Raw genomic sequence first — 15,588 nt, 5'->3', positions numbered from 1 at the left:
CACAGAATCTGCAGACCTCATCGTCCTTACAGACCCCGCAGATCCCACAGATCCGGCAGACCCCGCAGCACCCGCAGTACCCGCAGCTCCTGCAGACCTCACTGGACTCACAGACCCCGTAGAACTCACTGCCCCCGCAGGCCCCGCCCGCGACCTGACCTCCATCTCGAACGGCCCGAACTCCGCCGCCGCCGTGACGTCCGACACCTCCCCCGCCACCGCGCACCGCACGACCCGTGTGTCCTGTGCCCGCGCCACCTTCTCGGCCCGCGCGCACGCCCCCGCCCGCCCCTCGCTCCAGTGCTCCGCCGCCGCAAGCGCCGCCAAGTCGGCCGCGCCGCCCGCCCGATGACGAGCCACCGTCACCTGCCCCATCGCCAGGACAACCCCCGCGACCGCGCACAGCAGGGCCATCACCACCACGGTCCACACCGTCGCGGCACCCCGCTCCCCAGCCACCACGGCCCCACCGACCCCGCCCGGCCCAGGCCCAACTCCCGCCCCGGACGCGGCTCCCGCCCCAGGCACGGCTCCCGACCCAAGCACAACCCCGGGCCCAAGCCCCGGCGGCCAGCCACCCGCACACCCCCGCCTCACGCCCCCACCCCCACCGTCTCCTCCGCCATCGCCACGGCCTCCGCCCGCAGCCGCAGTCCGAGCCCCAGCGCCCGGGGCCCCGGCGACCGCGCCACGACCTCCACCCGGACCAGGTCGCCGTCCCTGCTCACCGCCACGCTCGCGCCGCGCGGAGCCGCCTGCCGGGCCACCGCGACCGCCGTGGCCTGCGGGTCCTGGCGGGCCATCGCGCGGGCCCCCGCCCGGGCCGCGTCCACGCACTGGATCTGCGCGGACGCGGCCAGCAGGGCCCACACGAGCGCCATCGTGAAGAGCACAAGCGTCGGCAGCACCACCGCCGCCTCCGCCGTCACGTACCCGCCGTCGCTCCGGCCGCGGCGCCGCCCGGACCGGTGCCCAGAGCCGGACGCGGAAGCGGCGTCAGACTCGGCACCGGGCTCAGAACTGGACATTCAGCGCCCTCTCCACCACCGCCTGGAGCGCGGCCTTGACCGGTCCGCTGGTCACGACCTTCAAAAGCAACCCGGCGAACGCCACGGTCGCGATGATCCCCATCGCGTACTCGGAAGTCACCATTCCGGAATCCCGCGCGACACCCCGCATCCGCCCCGGCGGACGCACCGGCCACTCCCGCCGCATCCACCGCGCCAGCCGAGCCACGTACAGCCGGGCCCGCGCACGCACCTGTCCCCACATTTCAACCCCCATGGAATCTCTGTCGGTTGTTCACAGCTGGTTGTTCACAGCTGGTTCTGATGGTTTTGAAAGCTGTTCCGCCGAAGCTCGGCGCAGCCGGGCTCTCGAAGCCGGCCGTTCGCCGCCGCGTCCCGTTGTCCTGCCACCCGTACGACATTTCGGGCCCGCTCGGGCCTCAGCACCCCCGTTCACACACCAGGCCGCGGGCCCCTCACCGCCCGCTCATCAGGCCCCCCGCCAGCCCGATCACCACCGGCACCACCCCGATCGCGAGGAACGCGGGCAGGAAGCACAGGCCCACCGGTGCCGTCATCTGGACCGCGGCGCGCCGGGCGCGGGCCGTCGCCGTGCGTCCCTGTTCGGTCCGGCAGTCCGCGGCGAACCGGGCGACGGGTCCCGCCGCGGGTGAACCGGACTCGGCGGTGCGGTCCAGGAGGCGGGCCAGGGCGTCCGCGCCCGGTATCTCGCCGACCCTCCGCCACGCGTCGGCCGGCGCGCCGCCGAGCCGTACCTGCGCCGCGCCCCAGGCGAGCCGTTCCCCGACGGGTCCTCCCAGGGACTCGCCCACGGCCTGCGCCGCCACCACGGGCCCGGCCCCCGCAGCCACACAGGCCGCCAACAGATCCGCCGCCAGGGGCAGTTGCCGAGCGGCTTCAGCGGCTTCGCCCTCGGCCTTCCGGTCGGCACCCGGCCGCAGCCGCCAGACACAGCACCCCGCGGTCACACCCACCAAGCAGCCCGCGATCCCGCCGACCAGCGCCCACCCCGCGCCGACCACCACAGCCACCGTCAGCCATCTCCGCGCCAACGCCCGCCGCCCGGACTCCGCGTCGCCCCACAGCCGGGTCCACGCACGGCCGCCGGCTCCCTCCTCTCCTTCGCCGCGCCCTCGACCCCATGACCGCCCCGGTCTTCCCCCGGCCCGCAGGAGCGCCGATGCGCGGTGCCCCGCGGCCCGTTCCCTCCGTGCCGCCGCCAGGGTCAGCAGCAGCCACACCAGGGCCGCCGCCGACCACACCACCGCCCCCAGGCTGTGGAGAACTCCGGCGCCGACGCCCACCTCGTCCGTCATCGCCCCTCCGCCTTCCGCATGATCCGCAGTGCCCACCACACGCCCGCGCCCTCGAACAGTCCGCCCACGACCAGGCAGCCGAGGCCCGACCCGGTGTGCAGGAGCACCCGCAGCGGCTCGGCGCCGAGCGCGGCGCCAAGAAGCAGGCCAAGGACGGGGAGTCCGGCGAGCATGAGGGCCGTCGAGCGGGCACCCGCCAGCTGCGCGCGCAGGTCGGCCCGTTGGTCCCGCTCCGCGCGCAGCGCCCCTTCCAGGCGCTCCAGTCCCGCGGCGAGGCCCGCGCCCCGGTCCACGGCGACCCGCCAGCACGCCGCGAGTCCGCGGAGCCCTTCGGCGCCCGGCTCCCGGGCGGCCCCGCGCAGCGCGCCGGGCACGTCCCCGCCGAACCGCGCCGCCGCGAGCACCCCGGCCCGCGCCCCACCGAGCCCCCGGTCGACGCCCCCGCCCGCCTGCGAACCCGCCTGCGCGCCCGCCTCCGCGGCCGTCCGCAGCGCCTGCCCGGGCTGCCGTCCCGCCCGCACCTCACCGGCGAGGGTGCCGCACAGGGCGATGACCTCGTCGGCCCTGCGGTCCCGCGCCCGGGCGGCCTCGCGGGCCCGGCGCACCCGGCCGGCGAGGGGCACCCCGGCCGCCCCCACGACCAGAGGCACCACGGACTCCCCGAGGAGCCCGACGGCCGCCCCGCCCACCAGGAGCCAGACCTCCTGCCCGAGCCGTCCTCGTACCCGCGTGATCCCCCGCCGCCACCGGGGCTCCGCCGCCGGACGACCGGCCAGGAGGAGGGACCGCGCCCTCCGCAGCCCCTGGAGGGACCGCACCCGCCCGCCGAGCAGCCACACCGACCCGCCCGCGCACAGAGCGGCGCCGCACGCCGTCGCCGCGCTCATGCGCCCGCTCCCCGCTCCGCGAACAGCGCGCTCAGCCGCGGCCAGCCGCGCTCCCGGACGAAGCCCCGCTCGCCCCAGCGCAGCGCGGGCACCGTGGCCACCAGGCCCGATGGGGCGCGCTCAAGAACCTGCACCTCGGCGATCCGGCGCCGCCCCGCCCGGTCCCGTACGAGATGGAGGACCACCGACAGGGCCGACGCCAACTGGCTGTGCAGGGCCGCCCGGTCGAGGCCCGCGGCCGTGCCCAGTGCCTCCAGGCGGGCCGGGACGTCGGCGGCGGCATTCGCGTGCACCGTGCCGCAGCCGCCCTCGTGGCCGGTGTTCAGCGCGGCCAGGAGGTGCACCACCTCGGCGCCCCGCACCTCGCCCACCACCAGCCGGTCGGGGCGCATCCGCAGGGCCTGGCGCACCAGGTCATCGAGGCCGACGCAGCCCGCTCCCTCCTGGTTCGCGGGCCGGGACTCCAGGCGCACCACGTGCGGGTGGTCGGGGCGCAGCTCCGCGGAGTCCTCGGCCAGGACGATCCGCTCGCCCGGTCCGACGAGGCCGAGCAGGGTGCTCAGGAGCGTCGTCTTGCCGCTGCCCGTGCCGCCGCTGACGAGGTACGACAGGCGGGCGTCGAGGAGGCGGCGCAGCACCCGCTCGCCGCCCGGCGGCACCGTGCCGGCCGCGACCAGCTCGGCGAGGGTGAAGGCGCGGGGCCGCACGACGCGCAGCGACAAACAGGTGGAGCCGACGGCGACCGGGGGCAGCACCGCGTGCAACCGGGTGCCGTCCGGCAGGCGGGCGTCCACCCAGGGCCGGGCGTCGTCCAGGCGCCGCCCGGCCACGGCCGCGAGCCGCTGGGCGAGGCGCCGCACGGCCGCCGGGTCCCGGAAGGAGACCTGTGTGAGCTCGAGGCCGCCGCCGCGGTCCACCCAGACGCGGTCCGGAGCGGACACCAGGACGTCGGTCACCGAGGGGTCGGCGAGCAGCGGCTCCAGCGGGCCCGCGCCCACCAGCTCCGAGCGCAACTGCTCGGCCGCGCCGAGCACTTCGGCGTCTCCCAGGATCCGGCCCTGCGCCCGCAGGGCCTCGGCGACCCGGGCCGGGGTGGGCTCGGTGCCGTTCGCCGCGAGCCACTGCCGGACGCCGTCCAGCATCCGGGCGCCCACGACGGCGGTCATACGCCCCCTCCGGTGTGGGCGGGAAGCTGCTCCCAGAAGGCCTCGCAGAACCGGGCCAGGGGCCCGCGCGCCGCGCCGCCGGGTGGCTGTCCGCCGCCGCGCATGGTGCCGAGGCCGTGCTCCCGGGGCAGTTCGCCGACGAGGGGCAGGCCGAGCAGCCGGGCCACCTCGTCCGCGTCGAGGCCGTCGCCGCCGGGCGGTCCGGGGGTGGTGACGAGCCGCAGGTCCCGCAGCACCATGCTCACGGCCGACGTGACCCGCCGAGCCCCGGCCACCGCGCGCAGCTCCGCCGGGACCACGAGCAGGCCGAGGTCCAGTTGCGCCAGCGCCTCCGCCACCGCCTCGTCCACGCGGCGCGGCAGGTCGACGACCACGACGCCTCCGCGCCTGCGGGCGGCGGCCAGGACGGCCCGCACGGCCTCCGGGGCGACGGCCACCGTGTCGCCGCGGTCCCAGCTGAGGACGCGCAGGTCGTGCAGGGCGGGCAGGGACTCCTCCAGGGCGCCGCCGCCGACCCGGCCCCGCGACTGCGCGAAGGCGGGCCAGCGCAGCCCTTCGGCGGCCTCTCCGCCGAGCATCACGTCGAGCCCGCCGCCCAGCGGGTCGGCGTCGACCAGCATGGTGCGCCGTCCGGCGCGCGCCGCGGTGACGGCGAGGGCGCAGGCGAGCGTGGAGGCCCCGGCGCCGCCGCGGCCGCCGATGAGGCCGACGGTCAGCGCGGGCCGTCCGACGCCCTCGGCCACGTCGGCGATGCGGTCCACCAGCCACCGCTCGCCGTCGGGCAGGACAAGCACGTCGTCCGCGCCGATCTCCACGGCCCGCCGCCACACCCCCGAGTCGTCCTGGTCGCGCCCGACGAGCACGACCCCGCGCCGGCGTGCGGCGCCGCGCACCCGGTCGGCCGCGTCGTCCCCGACGAGGACGAGCGGGGCGGACTCCCATCCGCCGCCGCGCTCGGGCACGCCGTGGTGCACCTCGGGCCGCGCTCCCGCCGCGGCACACAGCCGCAGCAGGTCGTCAAGCAGGTCCACGTCCTCCGTGACGATCAATGGTCCACCGGCGCGCCCTTCGGACGTCGGCGGTGTGTCGTACGCAATGACTCCAGCCACGATCTTCCGGCCCCCTCTCGCTGCAAGTCCTTCGAATGCGCGTGTGTGCGCATCCGGATCCGCGTCCGCGAAGACCGGCCAATGGAATCCGGCCAAGAACTTCACGAACGGAATCAAGCGTGGGGCGGTCCCGGAAATCATGTGGATCTTGGTCAATAACTGTGGAGAAGACGTTGGCTGTGAATAACTCCTTCACCCATACCGGTGACGGCACCGGCGCCTTCCACAGCGCAGCCTCGCAGCTACATACAGTGACGGATCTTGGGCGTACGACATCGCCGTCGCTTCGACGCACACGACATCACGACGATCGGAAAAGATCAGGAAAGGGGCTCAAAAACCCACCCGGACATGCGACGACCCCCGCCGGGGGGGAGAGCGGGGGTCGTCCCCTCGGTCCGACTCGGGGGGGGAGGAGCCAGACCGGGTTAGCACGGTCGCGAACGATCCGTGACTTCCATGGTGTACCCGAGAGCCTTCTCAGGCAAACCCACGCGCCTCAGCTTACGCCGAATGGTGGGCGCCTATGCTCAACCTCGTGGAAAACCACTCGTCCCCCCGCACAGCCGCGTTCTTTGACCTGGACAAGACGGTCATTGCGAAGTCGAGCACGCTCACCTTCAGCAAGTCGTTCTACCAAGGCGGTCTGATCAACCGCAGGGCGGTACTGCGGACCGCATATGCCCAGTTCGTGTTCCTCGCCGGCGGGGCCGACCACGACCAGATGGAACGCATGCGCGCGTACCTGTCCTCGCTCTGCCGCGGCTGGAACGTGGAACAGGTCAAGGAGATCGTCGCGGAGACCCTGCACGACCTGATCGACCCGATCATCTACGACGAGGCGGCCTCCCTCATCGAGGAGCACCACACCGCGGGCCGCGACGTCGTCATCGTCTCCACGTCGGGCGCCGAGGTGGTCGAGCCGATCGGTGAACTCCTGGGCGCGGACCGGGTGGTGGCGACGCGGATGGTGGTCGGCGACGACGGGTGCTTCACGGGCGAGGTGGAGTACTACGCGTACGGCCCCACGAAGGCGGAGGCGATCCGGGAGCTCGCCGAGTCCGAGGGGTACGACCTGGAGCGCTGCTTCGCCTACAGCGACTCGGCCACGGACGTGCCCATGCTCGAGTCCGTCGGCCACCCCTACGCCGTCAACCCGGACCGGGCGCTGCGCCGTGAGGCCCTCGCGCGCGGGTGGCCGATTCTCGATTTCCACCGCCCGGTGCGGCTCAAGCAGCGGCTGCCCGCACCCCGCCGTCCCGCGCTCGTCGCGGCGGCCGCGGTCGGCGCCGCGGCGGCCACCGCGGGCCTCGTGTGGTTCGCCAGCCGTCGGCGTGCGGCGGCGGGCTGACCTCCTACGACGGGGGCGCGCGCCCCCGCGCTCGGGTGCGCCGCGAGGGGCGGCCGGAAACCTGCGCCCGATTCACCCTTGTTTGAACCTAAAAGTAAAGAAGTGCAGCCAGGGCTTCCGCTTCCTCCAGGACAGGAGTACAAAGGAGTCAACGGCCCGCGAGACCAAGGACATCCGAGAGGATTACCTTTAACCGCATTGTTTGGCCCCACGGACCGAAGCATGGTCATCGAGCACCCACGCGACGTCGACCCGTCGATTACGGGCCAGCCGCACCAGGTGACGGGCAAAGTTCCGACCTGATGGGCAAACTTTCGAGGACGCTTGGTAACCCGGTGGACATGCCAGCGGCGGTACGAATTCTCGTACCGCCGCATCTCTGTTCAGGGCCTCTCGAAGCTCAGGGCCCCATGAAGGTCCCGGCTAGGCCGCCCCGCGCTGCAGCGCCTCGCACACCGCCGTCGACTCCCTGACGCCCAGCTCAACCGCCTTGCCGCAGTGGGCGATCCAGGCAGCCATCCCCTCCGGAGTGCCGGACACGTACGCCTCCAGGGCGCCCACATAGGCGGCGCGCCCCAGCTCCGCGTGACCCGCCTCGGCCGGGCAGATGGACTTCGGGTCGAGGCCGCTGCCCACCAGGACGATGCGCTCGGCCGCGCGCGCCACCAGGCCGTTGCACGAGCCGAAGGGCCGCAGCGCCGCGAGTTCACCGTGCACCACGGCCGCCGTCACCAGGGCCGGCGCCGAACCACCCGCGATGATCAGCTGCGCGAGGCCTTCGAGCCGCCCCGCCACCTCGTCCGCGTCCGGCAACTCCAGCTCGATCAACGGCTCGTCGACCGGTTCACCGGCAAGCCGCGGACGGCCCGCGGCCTCGTCCGCGTCGGCTGCGGCGACCAGGTGCAGCCGCGCGAGGACCCGCATCGGCGACTGCCGCCAGATGGACAGGAGCTGCCCCGCCTCGGCGGTCAGCCGCAGCGCGGCACCCATCACACGCGCGTCGCCCTCGCCGCCGAAGTCGGTGCGCCTGCGCACCTCCTCCAGGGCCCACTCGGCGCCGGACAGCGCCGCGGACCCGCGCGCGCCGCGCAGCGCGGCCTCAGCGGTGATCTCATTGCTGCGGCGCCGCATGACCCGGTGGCCGTACACCCGGTCCACGGCCTTGCGCACGGAGTCCACGGAGTCGGCGACACCGGGCAGCGCGCCCAGGGCCGCCAGCGGATCGGCTTTCGTACTCATGAGTACGACCCTACGCACCAGGGGCCCGCCCGCCACGAAGGAGTGGTCTTCTTCACGCGATCCGGCCCCTCCTGGGGCGAACAGGGCCCGGCGCCAGGGCGCGCGGCTACGCTACATGAACATGAAGATCGCTTTCGTGGGGAAGGGCGGCAGCGGCAAGACCACGCTGTCCTCGCTCTTCATCCGACACCTCGCCGCCACCGGCGCGCCGGTCATCGCGGTGGACGCCGACATCAACCAGCACCTGGGCGCCGCCCTCGGCCTCGACGAGGAGCAGGCCGCCGGGCTGCCCGCGATGGGCGGACGACTGCCGCTGATCAAGGACTATCTGCGCGGCACCAACCCGCGCATCGCCAGCGCCGAGAAAATGATCAAGACGACCCCGCCCGGCGACGGCTCACGGCTGCTGCGGGTCTGCGAGGACAACCCGGTGTACGAGGCGTGTGCGCGGGCCGTGGAACTCGACGGCGGCGCCGTGCGTTTGATGGTCACCGGGCAGTTCACCGAAGCCGACCTCGGTGTCGCCTGCTACCACTCCAAGACGGGAGCGGTCGAACTGCTCCTGAACCACCTGGTCGACGGCCGCGACGAGTACGCGGTGGTCGACATGACCGCGGGCTCCGACTCCTTCGCCTCCGGGATGTTCACCCGCTTCGACATGACGTTCCTCGTCGCCGAGCCGACCCGGAAGGGGGTCTCCGTCTATCGCCAGTACAAGGAGTACGCACACGACTTCGGCGTCGACCTCAAGGTGGTCGGCAACAAGGTCCAGGGCCAGGACGACATCGACTTCCTGCGCGAGCAGGTCGGCGACGACCTCCTGGTGACCGTCGGGCACTCCGACTGGGTGCGCTCCATGGAGAAGGGCCGTCCACCCCGGTTCGAACTCCTGGAGGAGAGCAACCACTTGGCGCTGAAGACGCTCCAGGCAGCGGCCGACTCCGCCTACGACCGCCGCGACTGGGAGCGCTACACCCGCCAGATGGTCCACTTCCACCTGAAGAACGCCCAGAGTTGGGGCAACGAGCGGACCGGTGTCGACCTGGCCGCCCAGGTCGACCCCGACTTCGTCCTGCGGGAGCACGCGCCGGCCACGGCCTAGCCCCGGACCGGCCACCGCCCGGGCCGGACCGGCCACCACCCGCGCCGGGCGGTGGCCGCCACCGGCCCGGGACGGGCTACCGCTTGGCCGGCTCCGCGCCCGGAACGCCCTTGGGCGCCGGGGCGGGCCGGGCGGACAGGAAGGCGGGCCAGCCCTCCTTCGGTGCCTTGCCGACGCCGAGCCGGGTCAGCTTCGCGAGCACCTGCGGGTCCTGCGCGTCCAGCCAGTCGGCGAGCTGCCGGAAGGACACACAGCGCACCTCGCGCTTGGTGCAGACGCGCTCGATCGTCTCCTCGATGGCGCGCATGTACGTGCCGCCGTTCCACGACTCGAAGTGGTTGCCGATGATCAAGGGGGCGCGGTTGCCGTGATAGGCGCGGTCGAAGCCCTTGATCAGGCCGTCTCGCATCTGGTCGCCCCAGTACTCGTGCTTGTCCGGGTCACCGTTCGAGGTCGAACCTGACTGGTTCACCATGAAGTTGTAGTCCATGGTGAGCGTCTCGAAGCCGCGCCCGGGGACCGGGACGAGCTGCATCGACAGGTCCCACAGGCCCTCCTTCTTCTTGGGCCAGAGCTGGTTGTTCACGCCGCTGGTGTCGTAGCGGAAGCCGAGGTCGCGGGCCGCGCGCATGAAGTTGGTGCGGCCTTCGAGGCAGGGCGTGCGGGCGCCGATGAGCTCGCGGTCGTAGTCGAAGGGCAGCGGCTGCGCCTTCCCCATGCCGGTGTTGGTCTTCCAGGCCTTCACGAAGGACTTGGCCTGGTTGATCTCGCTCTTCCAGTCGGCGACGGACCACTCGCCGACGCCACGGCCGGTGCCGCAGAAGTGGCCGTTGAAGTGGGTGCCGATCTCATTGCCCTCGAGCCAGGCGCCGCGGAGCTGGTCCACGGTGTCCTTGATCCCCGCGCGGTCGTTGAAGCCGATGTCCGAGCTGCCGGCGAGATGCTGCGGCGGCTTGTAGAGCCTGCGCTTCTCCTCGGGGAGCATGTACACCCCGCTGAGGAAGTACGTCATCGTGGCGTTGTTGCGCTTGGCGACCTTGCGGAAGTGGGAGAACAGCTTCTGGCCGTCCTCACCCGCGCCGTCCCAGGAGAACACCACGAACTGCGGGGGCTTCTGGCCCGGTTTCAGGCGCTCGGGTCTGGGGAGCAGCGGCTGCTGACCGGTGAACGCGGTCGAGCCGTCGCCGATCAGGCGCACCGCGGCCTTGGGCGCCGGGGCACCGGCGGGCTTCCTCGCGCCGTGCGCGGCCCCGGGCGCTCCCTCCTTCGTGCCGGACGAGTCGTCGGCGCACCCGGCCAGGGCCGCCGTGCAGACCATGAGCGCGGCGAGGCCCGCGGCCGTCCGCCGCACCCCCGCGCGCGTGCTTGGGTTGGCGGCCATCTCCGCCCACCTTCTTCCGTGCAAGTCGGGACAGAACGGCAGCAACTTCGCACGGGGGCTCGAGTGGCGGATTACGACAAGCCGATCAGTATTTTTATTCACTCATTAGAGTGGTCACTTACCCCATTTGCCCTGATGATCCAGCTAAGACCTTTACACTGCATTACGATTCGTTTACCGAGAGTTGAGTCATCCCGCCGCTGCAACGCCGTGACCCACGGCCGCGACCCGCCCTCCGGCCCCCGCCGGAGGACCCCCTGTTCCGCGACCGCGCCGCCCCGGAGGAGACGGGAAACATGTCTGCCTGCGTCCCCACAAGCGCCGCCGACTCGGCGCACGGCCCACGCCCCCAGCAGCCCCACGCGCCACCGCCCCGCAAGAAGTTCCGCATCGCCGGCGCCGACGTGTCCGCGTCCATCGCCGTCTTCCTGATCGCCCTGCCGCTGTCCCTGGGCATCGCCCTCGCCACCGGCGCCCCGCTCCAGGCGGGCCTCGTCGCCGCCGCCGTCGGCGGCCTCGTCGCCGGACGCTTCGGCGGCGCCCCGCTCCAGGTCAGCGGCCCCGCCGCCGGACTGACCGTCGTCACCGCCGACCTCATCCAGCGCTACGGCTGGCGGACGACCTGCGCCATCACCGTCCTCGCCGGACTCGCCCAGATCGGCCTCGGCTGTCTGCGCGTGGCCCGCACCGCGCTCGCCGTGAGCCCCGCCGTCGTACACGGCATGCTCGCCGGAATCGGCGTCACCATCGCCGCCGCCCAACTGCACATCGTGCTCGGCGGCACCCCCCAGAGCTCCGTCACCGCCAACCTCGGTGCACTGCCCGCCCAGTTGGCCGACCTGCACCCGGCCGCGCTGTCCGTGAGCGCGCTCACCATCGGCGTGCTGGTCCTCTGGCCCCGCATCCCCGGCCGCGCCGGACGCGCCGCACGGGCCATCCCCGCGCCCCTCGTCGCCGTCACGGCGGCCACCGCGCTCTCCGGCCTCGCCGCGCTGACCGTCGCCAAGGTCGACCTGCCCTCCTGGCGCACGCACGCCCTCGCCGGACTGCCCGAAGGCCCCGCGCTCGGCCTGGTCGCCGCCGTGCTCACGGTCACCCTGGTGTGCGGCGTGCAGTCGCTGCTCGGGGCGGTCGCCATCGACAAGCTCACCGCCACGCGCACCGGCAGCGAGGAGCGGGTGGGCCGCTCCGACCTCGACCGCGAGCTGCGCGGCCAGGGCATGGCGAACATGGTGTCCGGAGCACTCGGCGGACTGCCCGTCGCGGGCGTGGCCGTGCGCAGCGTGGCGAATGTGCGCGCCGGTGCCGTCAGCAGGAACTCCTCGATGCTGCACGGCGTTTGGGTAGTAGCGGCATCGCTGCTGCTCGTGCCGGTCCTGGAGATGATCCCGCTCGCCTCCCTGGCCGCGCTCGTCATGGTCGTCGGCGCCCAGATGGTCAGCATCAACCACATCCGTACGGTCACCCGCCACCGCGAAGTGCTCGTGTACGCGGCCACCACCCTGGCCGTGGTGTTCCTCGGCGTCCTGGAGGGCGTGGCCATGGGTGTCGCCGTGGCGGTGGCCGTCGCCCTGCACCGCCTCGCCCGCACCCGCATCACCTGCGAGGAGGACTCGGAAGGCGTTCACCATGTGCACGTGCGGGGCCAGTTGACGTTCCTCGCGGTGCCCCGGCTCAGCCGCTGCCTGCACCACATTCCGCAGCGGGCGCACGCCGTCGTGGAGCTGGACGGCTCCTTCATGGACCACGCGGCGTACGAGACACTGCACAGCTGGCTCGACGCGCACGCCGCGCAGGGCGGCAGCGCCGAGGTCACCGGCCGCGGCGGCCAGCGCATCACGGAGCCCGCGGCCACCGCCCACTGCGGCTGCCGCCCCTGGACGCCCTGGCGCAACCACCAGTGCGACGCCCCGCAGGAACCCCCGCGCACCGACCGCCCCGAGCAGCACCAACTGGCCAAGGGAATCAGCGCGTTCCAGCAGAACACGGCACCGCGGGTGCGGGGCGAGCTGGCCCGCCTCGCACGCGAGGGACAGCGGCCCGCACAGCTCTTCCTGACATGCGCCGACTCCCGCGTCGTCACATCGATGATCACGTCGAGCGGCCCCGGCGACCTCTTCGTCGTCCGCAACGTCGGCAATCTGGTGCCGCTGCCCGGCGCCGAGAGCGGCGACGACTCGGTGGCCGCCGCGATCGAGTACGCGGTGGACGTGCTGAAGGTCAAGTCCATCACCGTGTGCGGGCATTCGGGCTGCGGAGCCATGCAGGCCCTCCTGAACACGCCGCCGACCGGAGCGCAGACACCGCTCAAGCGCTGGCTGCGGCACGGCCTGCCGAGCCTGGAGCGGATGGCGGAGCAGACCGCGGAGGCGGCCGAGCAGGGCCTCGGGACGGCGGCCGGGCAGAGCCTCGGGACGGCGGCCGGGCAGAGCCCCGGCGCAGCGCCCGCGCCGAACCGCACGGCGGCCGTCCGCCCCCTGGGCGCGGCGACCGACCACCCCCTCGGCACCGCCAACCACCCCCTCAACGCCGCCAACCAGACCCTCAACGCCCCCGACCACCCCCTCGACGCCGCCGACCAGACCCTGCGCGGGATGCCCCGCCTCGCGGGCCGCGCCCCCGCCGACGCCGTCGAGCAGCTCTGCCTCACCAACGTCGTCCAGCAGTTGGAGCACCTGCGGGCCCACGAGGCGGTGGCAAGGCGGCTCGCCGAAGGGAGCCTGGAACTGCACGGGATGTACTTCCACGTGGGCGAGGCCCAGGCATATCTGCTGGCCGAAGGCGTGGCGGCGGCGGAGGAAGGGAGAGAGGCGGGTGAGACGACGCGCGCGGGGCAGGCACCTGACGAGGTGTTCAGCCAGGTGCCACCCGCCCATCCGGTAGAGGTCTAAACCAATTTTCGGCAAGCCCTTGTCACCGGGGCCGAGTGTCTGATGAGCTGTGGTCTGGGACACAACGGACACCCTGGGAAAGGGAGATGTCGTGAGCAACGAAAGCCTGGCCAACCTGCTCAAGGAGGACCGCAGGTTCGCGCCACCGGCCGAGCTGGCGGCGCACGCCAACGTAAAGGCGGAGGCGTATGAACAGGCCAAGGCTGACAGGCTCGGCTTCTGGGCCGAGCAGGCCCGTCGGCTGACCTGGGCCACCGAACCGACCGAGACGCTCGACTGGTCGAACCCGCCGTTCGCGAAGTGGTTCGCCGACGGCAAGCTCAACGTCGCGTACAACTGCGTCGACCGCCACGTCGAAGCGGGCAACGGCGACCGCGTGGCCATCCACTTCGAGGGTGAGCCCGGCGACAGCCGGTCCCTCACCTACGCGGAGCTGAAGGACGAGGTCAGCCGCGCGGCCAACGCCCTGACCGAGCTGGGGATCAGCGCGGGGGACCGGGTCGCGGTCTATCTGCCGATGATCCCCGAGGCGGTCGTGGCGATGCTGGCGTGCGCCCGCATCGGCGCCGCGCACTCCGTGGTGTTCGGCGGCTTCTCCGCCGACGCCATCGCCGCGCGCATCAAGGACGCCGACGCCAAGCTCGTCATCACCGCCGACGGCGGCTACCGCCGGGGCAAGCCGTCCGCGCTCAAGCCCGCGGTCGACGAGGCCGTCGGCCGCGTGGAGGGCGTCGAGAAGGTGCTCGTCGTCCAGCGCACCAAGCAGGACGTGGCCTGGACCGAGGGCCGCGACCTGTGGTGGCACGACGTCGTCGGCAAGCAGTCGCCGGAGCACACGCCCGAGGCGTTCGACGCCGAGCAGCCGCTGTTCATCCTCTACACCTCCGGGACGACGGGGAAGCCGAAGGGCATCCTGCACACGTCCGGCGGCTACCTGACGCAGACGTCGTACACCCACAACGCCGTCTTCGACCTCAAGCCGGAGACCGACGTCTACTGGTGCACGGCCGACATCGGCTGGGTCACCGGACACTCGTACATCACCTACGGACCGCTCTCGAACGGCGCGACCCAGGTGATCTACGAGGGCACGCCGGACACCCCGCACCAGGGCCGGTTCTGGGAGATCGTGCAGAAGTACGGGGTCACGATCCTGTACACGGCGCCGACGGCGATCCGTACGTTCATGAAGTGGGGCGACGACATCCCCGCCAAGTTCGACCTCAGCAGCCTGCGGGTGCTCGGGTCGGTGGGCGAGCCGATCAACCCCGAGGCGTGGATCTGGTACCGCAAGCACATCGGCGCCGACAGCTGCCCGATCGTGGACACCTGGTGGCAGACCGAGACCGGCGCCATGATGATCTCGCCGCTGCCCGGCGTGACCGAGACCAAGCCGGGCTCCGCGCAGCGGGCGCTGCCGGGGATCGCCGCGACCGTCGTGGACGACGAGGCGAACGAGGTGCCGGACGGTGGCGGCGGCTATCTGGTGCTCACCGAGCCGTGGCCGTCGATGCTGCGCACCATCTGGGGTGACGACCAGCGGTTCATCGACACGTACTGGTCGCGCTTCGAGGGCAAGTACTTCGCCGGGGACGGCGCGAAGAAGGACGACGACGGGGACATCTGGCTGCTCGGCCGGGTGGACGACGTGATGCTCGTCTCCGGGCACAACATCTCCACCACCGAGGTCGAGTCGGCGCTCGTGTCGCACCCGTCCGTCGCGGAGGCCGCCGTCGTCGGCGCCGCCGACGAGACGACGGGCCAGGCCATCGTCGCCTTCGTGATCCTGCGGGGCACGGCGAACGCGGAGGACGCGGAGCTGGTGGGTCAGCTGCGCAACCACGTGGGGACGACACTCGGCCCCATCGCCAAGCCCAAGCGGATCCTGCCGGTGGCGGAGCTGCCGAAGACGCGGTCCGGGAAGATCATGCGGCGGCTCCTCCGGGACGTCGCGGAGAACCGTCAGCTCGGTGACGTGACCACGCTCACGGACTCGTCCGTGATGGACCTGATCCAGTCCAAGCTGCCGGCTGCGCCCAGCGAGGACTGAGGCCCGCGGGGGGCGGCCGCCCCGCTCTGAGAAGCCTCTGAGAAGCCTCCGAGAAGGCTCTGAGAAGG

Annotated in this window: 12 protein-coding genes and 1 pseudogene; 4 read left to right on the top strand and 9 right to left on the bottom strand. The window is 72.9% G+C overall.

The window, feature by feature from the left end; all coding sequences use genetic code 11:
* Nucleotides 1–129: 129 nt before the first annotated feature.
* The 7 genes and pseudogenes from OO63_RS43395 to ssd all read right to left on the bottom strand — a co-directional run.
* Nucleotides 130–462: pseudogene (locus OO63_RS43395) on the bottom strand (Rv3654c family TadE-like protein); the annotation flags it as partial.
* A 131-nt stretch (nucleotides 463–593) separates the two neighbouring features.
* Nucleotides 594–1,028: a TadE family type IV pilus minor pilin gene (locus OO63_RS11000; protein ID WP_078619073.1), complete on the bottom strand. Its 435-nt coding sequence runs from the start codon at nucleotides 1,026–1,028 to the stop codon at nucleotides 594–596.
* Nucleotides 1,015–1,215 (bottom strand): DUF4244 domain-containing protein, encoded by a 201-nt coding sequence (locus OO63_RS43390; protein WP_030359664.1) that lies wholly within the window; start codon nucleotides 1,213–1,215, stop codon nucleotides 1,015–1,017. The genes OO63_RS11000 and OO63_RS43390 overlap by 14 nt, the downstream gene beginning before the upstream one ends.
* 268 nt (nucleotides 1,216–1,483) lie before the next feature.
* Entirely contained in the window at nucleotides 1,484–2,344 is an 861-nt protein-coding gene (locus OO63_RS10990) for a type II secretion system F family protein (protein ID WP_063750393.1), read from the bottom strand.
* Complete coding sequence (locus OO63_RS10985) at nucleotides 2,341–3,231, bottom strand: type II secretion system F family protein (RefSeq protein ID WP_030359662.1); 891 nt, start codon at nucleotides 3,229–3,231, stop codon at nucleotides 2,341–2,343. The genes OO63_RS10990 and OO63_RS10985 overlap by 4 nt, the downstream gene beginning before the upstream one ends.
* Complete coding sequence (locus OO63_RS10980) at nucleotides 3,228–4,397, bottom strand: TadA family conjugal transfer-associated ATPase (RefSeq protein ID WP_030359661.1); 1,170 nt, start codon at nucleotides 4,395–4,397, stop codon at nucleotides 3,228–3,230. The genes OO63_RS10985 and OO63_RS10980 overlap by 4 nt, the downstream gene beginning before the upstream one ends.
* The gene (gene ssd / locus OO63_RS10975) at nucleotides 4,394–5,506 is read right to left on the bottom strand and encodes a septum site-determining protein Ssd (RefSeq protein ID WP_030359660.1); all 1,113 of its coding nucleotides are present in this window, start codon (nucleotides 5,504–5,506) and stop codon (nucleotides 4,394–4,396) included. Before ssd ends, OO63_RS10980 begins: the two co-directional genes overlap by 4 nt.
* Before the next feature lie 526 nt (nucleotides 5,507–6,032).
* Here ssd and OO63_RS10970 point away from each other — a divergent pair.
* A complete protein-coding gene (locus tag OO63_RS10970) occupies nucleotides 6,033–6,857 on the top strand; it encodes an HAD family hydrolase (RefSeq protein WP_030359659.1) in 825 nt (274 codons plus the stop codon).
* A 423-nt stretch (nucleotides 6,858–7,280) separates the two neighbouring features.
* Here OO63_RS10970 and OO63_RS10965 read toward each other — a convergent pair whose 3' ends face one another.
* On the bottom strand, nucleotides 7,281–8,096 hold the full coding sequence (locus OO63_RS10965; RefSeq protein WP_030359658.1) for a Fic family protein: 816 nt from the start codon (nucleotides 8,094–8,096) through the stop codon (nucleotides 7,281–7,283).
* 115 nt (nucleotides 8,097–8,211) lie between these two features.
* Between OO63_RS10965 and OO63_RS10960 the strand changes: the two genes are divergently transcribed.
* Nucleotides 8,212–9,198 carry an ATP-binding protein gene (locus tag OO63_RS10960; RefSeq protein ID WP_078619072.1) on the top strand — a complete coding sequence of 329 codons (987 nt, stop codon included), beginning with the start codon at nucleotides 8,212–8,214 and terminating at the stop codon, nucleotides 9,196–9,198.
* A 76-nt stretch (nucleotides 9,199–9,274) separates the two neighbouring features.
* Here the strand turns inward: OO63_RS10960 and OO63_RS10955 are convergent, their stop codons facing one another.
* Nucleotides 9,275–10,579 (bottom strand): polysaccharide deacetylase family protein, encoded by a 1,305-nt coding sequence (locus OO63_RS10955; protein WP_030359656.1) that lies wholly within the window; start codon nucleotides 10,577–10,579, stop codon nucleotides 9,275–9,277.
* Between the two features lie 296 nt (nucleotides 10,580–10,875).
* On the opposite strand from OO63_RS10955, the gene OO63_RS10950 reads away from it, so the two are divergent.
* Together OO63_RS10950 and acs are read left to right on the top strand one after the other, a co-directional pair.
* Entirely contained in the window at nucleotides 10,876–13,470 is a 2,595-nt protein-coding gene (locus OO63_RS10950; RefSeq protein ID WP_078619071.1) for a bifunctional SulP family inorganic anion transporter/carbonic anhydrase, read from the top strand.
* Nucleotides 13,471–13,519: 49 nt separating this feature from the next.
* Entirely contained in the window at nucleotides 13,520–15,520 is a 2,001-nt protein-coding gene (gene acs / locus OO63_RS10945; RefSeq protein ID WP_078619070.1) for an acetate--CoA ligase, read from the top strand.
* The last annotated feature ends 68 nt before the right edge of the window (nucleotides 15,521–15,588 follow it).

The organism is Streptomyces alboflavus (assembly GCF_000716675.1).
GTDB classification, from domain to species: domain Bacteria; phylum Actinomycetota; class Actinomycetes; order Streptomycetales; family Streptomycetaceae; genus Streptomyces; species Streptomyces alboflavus.
The sequence above is the reverse complement of the archived record's forward strand: the minus strand, read 5'-3'. Positions and strand labels throughout refer to the sequence as shown.